The sequence below is a fragment of the Mycobacterium sp. WUMAC-067 genome, from assembly GCF_020217485.1.
Classification (GTDB): domain Bacteria; phylum Actinomycetota; class Actinomycetes; order Mycobacteriales; family Mycobacteriaceae; genus Mycobacterium.
In genome coordinates, this window is record NZ_JAEKMI010000095.1 from 1 (window position 1) to 7195 (window position 7195).

6 protein-coding genes and 1 pseudogene are annotated in these 7195 nt (G+C 66.6%); 3 read left to right on the forward strand and 4 right to left on the reverse strand.

Going from position 1 to position 7195, the window contains the following annotated elements:
* Positions 1 to 40: 40 nt before the first annotated feature.
* Positions 41 to 754, reverse strand: a complete 714-nt coding sequence (locus tag JF781_RS26970; RefSeq protein ID WP_255642397.1) for an Rv3717 family N-acetylmuramoyl-L-alanine amidase — start codon at positions 752 to 754, stop codon at positions 41 to 43.
* A gap of 118 nt (positions 755 to 872) precedes the next feature.
* On the opposite strand from JF781_RS26970, the gene JF781_RS26975 reads away from it, so the two are divergent.
* The gene (locus JF781_RS26975) at positions 873 to 2042 is read left to right on the forward strand and encodes an acyl-CoA dehydrogenase (protein WP_225330579.1); all 1170 of its coding nucleotides are present in this window, start codon (positions 873 to 875) and stop codon (positions 2040 to 2042) included.
* On the opposite strand, the gene JF781_RS26980 is transcribed toward JF781_RS26975, so the two are convergent.
* From JF781_RS26980 to JF781_RS26990, 3 genes are all read right to left on the reverse strand, one after another.
* A complete protein-coding gene (locus tag JF781_RS26980) occupies positions 2031 to 2564 on the reverse strand; it encodes a TetR/AcrR family transcriptional regulator (RefSeq protein WP_225330583.1) in 534 nt (177 codons plus the stop codon). The two genes, JF781_RS26975 and JF781_RS26980, sit on opposite strands and share 12 nt — an antisense overlap.
* Before the next feature lie 113 nt (positions 2565 to 2677).
* Entirely contained in the window at positions 2678 to 3223 is a 546-nt protein-coding gene (locus JF781_RS26985; protein ID WP_225330580.1) for a carboxymuconolactone decarboxylase family protein, read from the reverse strand.
* Positions 3220 to 3741, reverse strand: a complete 522-nt coding sequence (locus tag JF781_RS26990; RefSeq protein WP_225330581.1) for a carboxymuconolactone decarboxylase family protein — start codon at positions 3739 to 3741, stop codon at positions 3220 to 3222. The genes JF781_RS26985 and JF781_RS26990 overlap by 4 nt, the downstream gene beginning before the upstream one ends.
* A 150-nt stretch (positions 3742 to 3891) precedes the next feature.
* Between JF781_RS26990 and JF781_RS26995 the strand changes: the two are divergent.
* Positions 3892 to 5354, forward strand: a pseudogene (locus JF781_RS26995) (MCE family protein); the annotation flags it as partial.
* Positions 5355 to 6532: 1178 nt separating this feature from the next.
* On the forward strand, positions 6533 to 7195 hold a 663-nt coding region (locus tag JF781_RS27000; protein ID WP_225330582.1), incomplete at its 3' end, for a DEAD/DEAH box helicase family protein.

The window sequence follows — 7195 nt, forward strand, 5'->3', positions numbered from 1 at the left end:
CCGGCGCCGGCGCCGACGGGCGGGGGCTTCGGCAGTTGAGTCAGCCGGTCGGCGCTTTGGCGCTGAGAAAGGCGACGATCCCCCGGGTGACCGCGACGGCGTACGCCGCCCGGCCGTCCACGCTTTGCATCCGCGCGGCGTCGCCCGCGTTGTTCATGTTGCCGAGTTCGACGAGCACCGCCGGGTACTGAGCCAGGTTCAGCCCGGCGAGGTCATCGCGCCCGTACAAGCCGTCGGAACCGATGTAGTTCGCCGGCGGTAAACCCGACTGGGCCAAGGCATCCCGCATCGCGTGGGCCAGCTGCACGGCGGGCCCGGCCTGGACGTCGCCCAGCGGCGGGCTCGAGTAGTTGACGTGGAACCCGCTGCCCGACGGGGGTCCCCCGTCGGCGTGGACACTCACGATCGCGTCCGGGCGCATGGCGTTGGCCGCCGCCGCGCGTTGGTCGATGCATGGGCCGACGCCGCTGTCGCTGTCACGCGACAGCTGGGTGCGAACGCCCATCTGGTTCAGCGCGTCGCTGACCAGCCCCACCACCGCCCAGGCGAACGTGTGCTCGGGATAGCCGTCGCCGGCCGCGGCGCCCGAGGTCTGGCAGGGCTTGGTGCCGCCGCGGCCGTTGGGCACCTGCTGGTTGATCGAGGCGTCGTTGACTGCGTTGTGGCCGGGGTCGAGGAAGACGGACATGCCCGCGATGCCGGCGGCCGCGCGGGGGGCGGGCAGGACGGCGGCGGCGCCGAGAACCACCGGCATGACACCGGCGATCTTCAGGACATCGCGGCGTGATCGCAGCCCGCCTTGGCGATCGCTCACCGGGCGATGGTAACAACCAGCGCACCTACATACTAAAAAGTATGTTACGGTCGTCGGCATGTCCGTGGTCGACAGCCGTCCCCTGCACGGCATCACCGACGAATTCGTCGCGCGGCTGGCCGATCGCGCCGAGGAGGCCGAGCGGTTGCGGCGCCTCCCCGCGGCGACCGTCAGCGATTTCCGGCAGACCGACCTCTTCCGCCTGCTGCTGCCGTCGCGGTTCGGCGGCCTGCAGGCCTCGTTTCCCGAACTGCTGCAACCGATTCGGCGAATGGCGCACGGCTGCGCCTCAAGCGCCTGGACGCTGGGTTTCTACGCGCTGCACAACTGGATGCTGTCGTTGTTCGATCCGCGGGCGCAGGAGGAGGTGTTCGCGTCCGGACCGGTGCTGGCGCCGGCTCCCCTGGCCCCCACCGGCCGCGGCATCCCGGCCGACGGCGGCGTTCGGGTGACCGGCCGGTGGTCGTGGGCGACGGGCGCGATGGATGCCGATTGGATGATCGTCGGCGCGCTGATCGAGCGCGAGGACGGAATCGATCCGGCGCTCGTCGTGCTGCCCGCCGACCAGGTCGAGGTCGTCGACACCTGGCACACGGCCGGCATGCGCGGCACCGGTTCGCATGACCTGGTCGTCGACGACGCCTTCGTCCCCGAGCACCGGTTGGTCGCCGTGGCCGACATCTACGGCGGCACGGCGCCCGGCGCGCGTGCGCACGGGGCCCCGACGTACCGGTGGCCGATGGTTCCCGCGCTGGCGCTGACGGCGTCGATGCCGGTGCTCGGGGCGGCCGAACGGGTGACCGAGCTGTTCGCCGAGCGGCTCGGCGGACGGGTGCTGGCCTACAGCGGGGTGGCGCAAAAGGATCAGCCGGCCGCGCAGATCCGCCTCGGCGATGCCCGGGTGCGGCTGAGCGCGCTGCGGGCGCTGATCGCGGCGACCGCCGACGAGATCGAGACGATCGTGGTCAGCGGCGAGCGGGTGAGCCGGTCGGTGCGGGCCGACGCCCGGCTGGCGGCCGCGCGCACCGTGCACGAGTGCCGGGCGATCATCGCCGATCTCATGGAAGCGTCCGGCGCCAGCGCCCACTTCTTGTCCAGCCCGCTGCAGCGCACCAAGCGCGACGTCGACATCGCGTCGGGCCATGTGGTGTTCGACTACGACACGAGCCGAGAGTTGGCCGGGGCGTTGGCGATTGGCGCGAAGATCTCGCCGATCTCAATGATCTGAGCGCGCGACGCCCACCTCGGAGAGCATCAGGTCGAGGAACCGCTCCCGTTGGGACAGCGATTGCGCCTGCTCGGGCGAACTGGTGAGGTGCAGCAGCCCGATGCCGGCGGCGAAGGTCAGCTCAGCGCGCAGCCTGGCGTCCTCGAGGCTGAAACCGTAGTCGTGGTAGGCCTTCACCACCGTGCGCAGCAGGAGCCGGTCGGCGGCGCGGATGTTCTCGGCGGCGATCGGGTCTAGGCGGGCCCATTCGCGCATCGCCCGCTCGAGCACCCAGTACTGGGGGCTGACCAGGGTGTGCGTCAGGGCCGACAGGCGTTCCCGGGGTGGCAGCTCGTCGAGCTCGGAGAGCGCCTGGCGGTCGCGTTCGAGAAACTTGTTCCACGATTCGACCAGCGCCGCCCGGTAGTGGTCGATGTCCTCGAAGTGCCAATAAAAGCTGCCGCGGGTGACACCCGCCTGCTGGCAGAGGCGTTCGACTTTGAGCGCGCGCACACCCTCTTCGGCGAGCACGGTGTAGCCCACCTCGAGCCAGTCCTCGGCCGATAGGCGGGTCGACGGCTGCTTGCGCACCACCACACCGTGGAGATTACGGGAAGGTCGATTGCCTGGTGGAGGAACCGCAGGTTACCGACGCGTCAGCGGGTCGGCGGCACGGGGAGCCGGGCGGTGTCGTCGAGGTCCACGTCGAGCGCGTTGAGCATCAGGGCCAGGCCCGCATAGCGGTTGATGACCATCAGCGCCTCCATGGTGGCCTCCGAGCCGAGGGCTTGGTGCACCTGGGCGAAAAGCTCTGCCGCGACGCGGCGGGTGGTGACCAGGTCGGTGGTCAGGTGCAGCACGGCCAACTCGGTGGGGTCGAAATTGCCGGTCTGCCAATCGGATTCGGAAGTGAGGGCTTCGATGGTGTCGCTGTCGATCCCGACCGTTTGCGCGACGTCTCTGTGTTGGCCGAGCTCGTAGGCGCAGTCCATGAGGTAGGCGGTGCGCAGGACGATGAGTTCGCGCAGCCTCCTCGGCAGCACCGGGCTGGTCAGGGCGGCGTCGCCGGCCACCATCCAGCGGGTGAACACCTTCTCGGCGTTGGCCAGCGCGCGGTAGACGTTGAGATTGCCCCGCCGCGCGGTCAATTCGCGGGCAAGCTCGGGCATGTCCTCGGGTTCGCGGTACGGGATGCGGGTCATGCGGGGGCGTCGATGTCGAGGTCGACGGCGTTGAGCACCAACGCCAGGCCGTAGTAGCAGCTGACGATCATCAGCAGTTCGGTGAGCGCCTCGTCGCCGAGCAGGGCGTGGGCTTTGGTGAAAGAGTCGTCGGACAGGCGGCGGGTGACGCACAGCTCGGTGACGGTGTCGATGACGAGGCGTTCGTCGGCGCTGAATCCGGCGTCGTCGAGGTCCGCTTGGTTCTGGAGGGCGTCGATCTGGTGGTCGGTGAGCCCTGCCTTTCGGGCGAAGACCACGTGCTGGGCGATCTCGTAGGGCGACTCCTGCAGGTGGCCCACCCGCAGGATGATCACTTCCCGCATCCGCGGGGTGAACGTCGGGCTGTCGAAAAGCTGCCCGGCCATCTGCGCCCACTCCTCGAACACGTTGGGGGCGTTGGCGATCAGGCGTAGCACGTCGAGGGTCCCGGGGCGTTCGAGGAGCTGACGGATGCGTTCGGGTTGCTCGCCGGCTTTGGCGAGCGGCATTCGGGTCACGCGTTCTCCTTTGGCGGGGGTATCTCGACTGTAGTGAACACCGCTGTTCGGAAGTACAAAGCGCCGCTGAAATCCGCCAGCTCATGCGCTATCGCATCGAAAGTTACCCGCGTACCTGGCGCCTGCTCAACGGAGCTTGTCCAGCCGGAAGGGCATCTCCCCGTCATCTTGGATCGGCCGGATACCGGTGGGCTGTACCGGTTCAACGACATCACCGACCGCGGCGTGCAGATCGGCAAGGTGACCGCGGTCGGCCCGACCGCGACCGGCGCGAAAGCCACACTGGCGATTGATACTTCGCCGAAGATCCCGGCCGACGTGCACGCCCCGGTGCGCAGCATGTCGGCGGCGGGCGGGCAGTACGTTGATCTGGTGCCGGGCTCGGAGAGCGCGCCCTATCTGCGCGACGGCTCGATGATCGCCCCGCGCGACACCAGCATTTCGCGCTCGGTCGGGCCGATGCTGGACAAGCTCAGCGCGTTGGTCAAGAGCATTTCCGAAGACAAGCTCGGGCAGTTGCTCGACGAGACGTTCACAGCGTTCAACGGGGCAGGCTATGACCTGGAGTCCATGCTGGATTCGTCGAGCAAGCTCTCGCACGACGCCTCGGCCGTAGTCGACCACACCCGCGCCCTGTTCGACGACGGCAGGCCCCTCCTGGACGCGCAGGCTCAGACCTCCGGCCAGACGCGGCGGTAGGCGCGCAATCTGGCCGGGTTCACCGATCAGATGGTTCAGGATGATGCGGAATTCCGGCGGCTGCTGCACACCGGACCCGGTTTCGCGCAAGAGGTTTCGCGGTTGCTGGATCAGGTGAAGCCGACCCTGCCGGTGTTCTTGGCGGACCTGACGACCATCGGGCAGATCGGCGTGGTTTATCACCCCGCGCTGGAGCAGCTGCTGGTGCTGCTGCCCCCGTCGGTGGCGGCGTATGGCTCCTACGGTGTGACCAACAATCCGACCGGCCTGGCGGTCGGTGGGTTCACGCTGACCATCGCCGACCCGCCGGCGTGCACGGTCGGGTTCTTGCCGCCGTCGCAGTGGCGCTCCTCCGCCGATGTGAGCGAGGCCGATACCCCCGACAATCTGTATTGCAAGCTGCCGCAGGACTCGCCGATCTCCGTGCGCGGGGCGCGCAACTATCCGTGCATGGCTAAGCCCGGAAAGCGCGCTCCCACAGTCGAAATCTGCAACAGCGACAAAGAGTACGTGCCCCTTGCGGAGCCGCAGCATGCGCTGACGCCCTATCCAGCGGACCCCAATCTGCTGTCTCAGGGTCTGCCGCCGGATGACCGGGTTGGCATCGAGCAGAGGACTCTTGGGCCGGTCGAGGGACGCCGCTGCCGCCGGGGGTGGCGCCCGCAGGAACACCGCCGAGGCCGCTGGCACCGGGAGCGGTCAACCAGTCCCCAACCGCGCCCGATTCGGGTGCCGCGCCAGCGGCACCAAGCGCGTTTGGCGCCAACAGTTCTGGTGTGCCACCGTCGGTCGCAGTGCTGAATTACGACCCGGGCACTGGCCGGTACGTCGTGCCTGATGGTCAGATGTACCGGCGGTCGGTGCGGGCGAAGGCGTTAAAGACTTGGAAGGACATGTTCATTACTTTGGGATGACTCCGACGGTACTTTTGTCGAAGCAGGGACGCCGTCGTCGCCGGCGTGTTGTCGAGCCAAATTTTGGCTCGACAGTCCGAACAGCCCGCGGCACCGGGCAGCTTCCCGCCAGCATCGCTGGGTACCGCCGGCATCGCTGGGTACCGCCGGCAACATCGGTCACGGCGGCACCCCGAAGCGTCGGGAGTGCCATACGTGGAGCCGAGATGTCCGATATGCCAGCACTGCGGCAACATTGCATACGCTTGCCACAGCGGAGCTGGCACCAGCCCTGAGGCCGATGATGCCGGCGATCCGACGGGCTCTTCCGAGGACTCGTCAGTTGGAGCGAGCTCGTCAACGATGTGCGGGATGCCCACGCAGCTCTCAGCCCTGTGGTGACTACAGCTGATCCATCGTCCAGCGCAGCCGACCCCGGCCGGGCACGTTCGCTCAGCGATTTGTCACCTCGGCCGGCGCCGTTGCACGTACTTCTTCAGCGCGTCATTTCCTTTGGAATCTCCCCGCGGAAGCGAGTACGAGCGCTACCGATACCTCACATAATTAATTCAAACCCAGACGTAGAAATGACGGAAAACGCCTGCGAAGAGCTGGCTTGGCATGGTTTCATATCCACCGCGAGTTGTCGGCGGGAGGATGGGTAGAGAGCGGGAGACAGTTGCCGAGGTACAGGTTTCAATGGGGAAACTTGCCACGAGGACTCTTACTCGTGTTGTGCAAAAACCTGCTCCAGGGATACGACGAAACAGATCCGGCCGCCGGCTTGCGCTCGGTCTATGGCGCCCGTCCAGATGAGGAGTTCATTCGCGAAGCGTGGCCGACGCTCATGACCGCATGGCTGGGGTCTGCGAACCAAGCTCGAGATGTAATAGTTCGGACACTCCGCAGCTCGCGCCGTGAGGATGGGTCGCTGCGTGGCGAAGAGAAGCAGCTAGCCTACCTAGGCGGACTCCGTAACGCCAAAAGTCTGCGCGCCGCCGTACTGCGCGAATTTGTGGCATTCGGCGAGACTGAGACAGCCGACCGTTCGGGTCGCCCGCCGGCGCAAGCCAGCAAAGGTATCGACGCAACGACGAACACAAGGCACTGCCAAGACCCACCAAGACGGCGCAGTCGGTGACATTAGCGTCGAATCGACTCTAAAAACATCGCCGCCGATCAAGACGAGGACGCCGCACGTGACAGCGCATATCGACAACCCAATCCTGAACGGGCCGTACGACGAACCGGACCGCTACTACGAGATCGGGCCGCAGGGGCCAACTGGGGAGATCCGCGACGGTCGGCGACCAAGCGAATCCTTCATACCCGTCGCCGCGATCAAGAAAAAAGGCAAGGGCGTCCAGCAAGAAATCGATTTCGACTTGACTGGTGAGCGTCGCGAAAAGAACAGCCTGATCAACGATCTCAGACGGGAGGTCGAGAAGTGGCGTCGCGATGGACAGTACATCGGCGTCACCCCGATCTCACGGAAGCTTCTTCAGCATTGGTCCGACCCGAACAGGGAGAATCGTGTCCTATTCTGCCAGCGCGAGGCAGCGGAGACTGCAATTTTCCTAACGGAAGTCGCAGGACGTCATGCACCCTATGCGGACTGGCGTAATCGGCTCGAGCCGGAGAACGAGGCGCACAATAACGGCCTGCCGCGCGCCGCGCTCAAGATGGCGACGGGGTCGGGCAAGACGGTCGTCATGGCGATGCTCATCGCGTGGCAGACTTTGAACAAGCAGTACACCCCGCGGGACGCACGGTTCACGAACCGCTTTCTAATCGTTGCACCCGGCATCACGATCCGCGACCGTCTACGCGTCCTGCTCCCCGAGGACTCGGAGAACTACTAC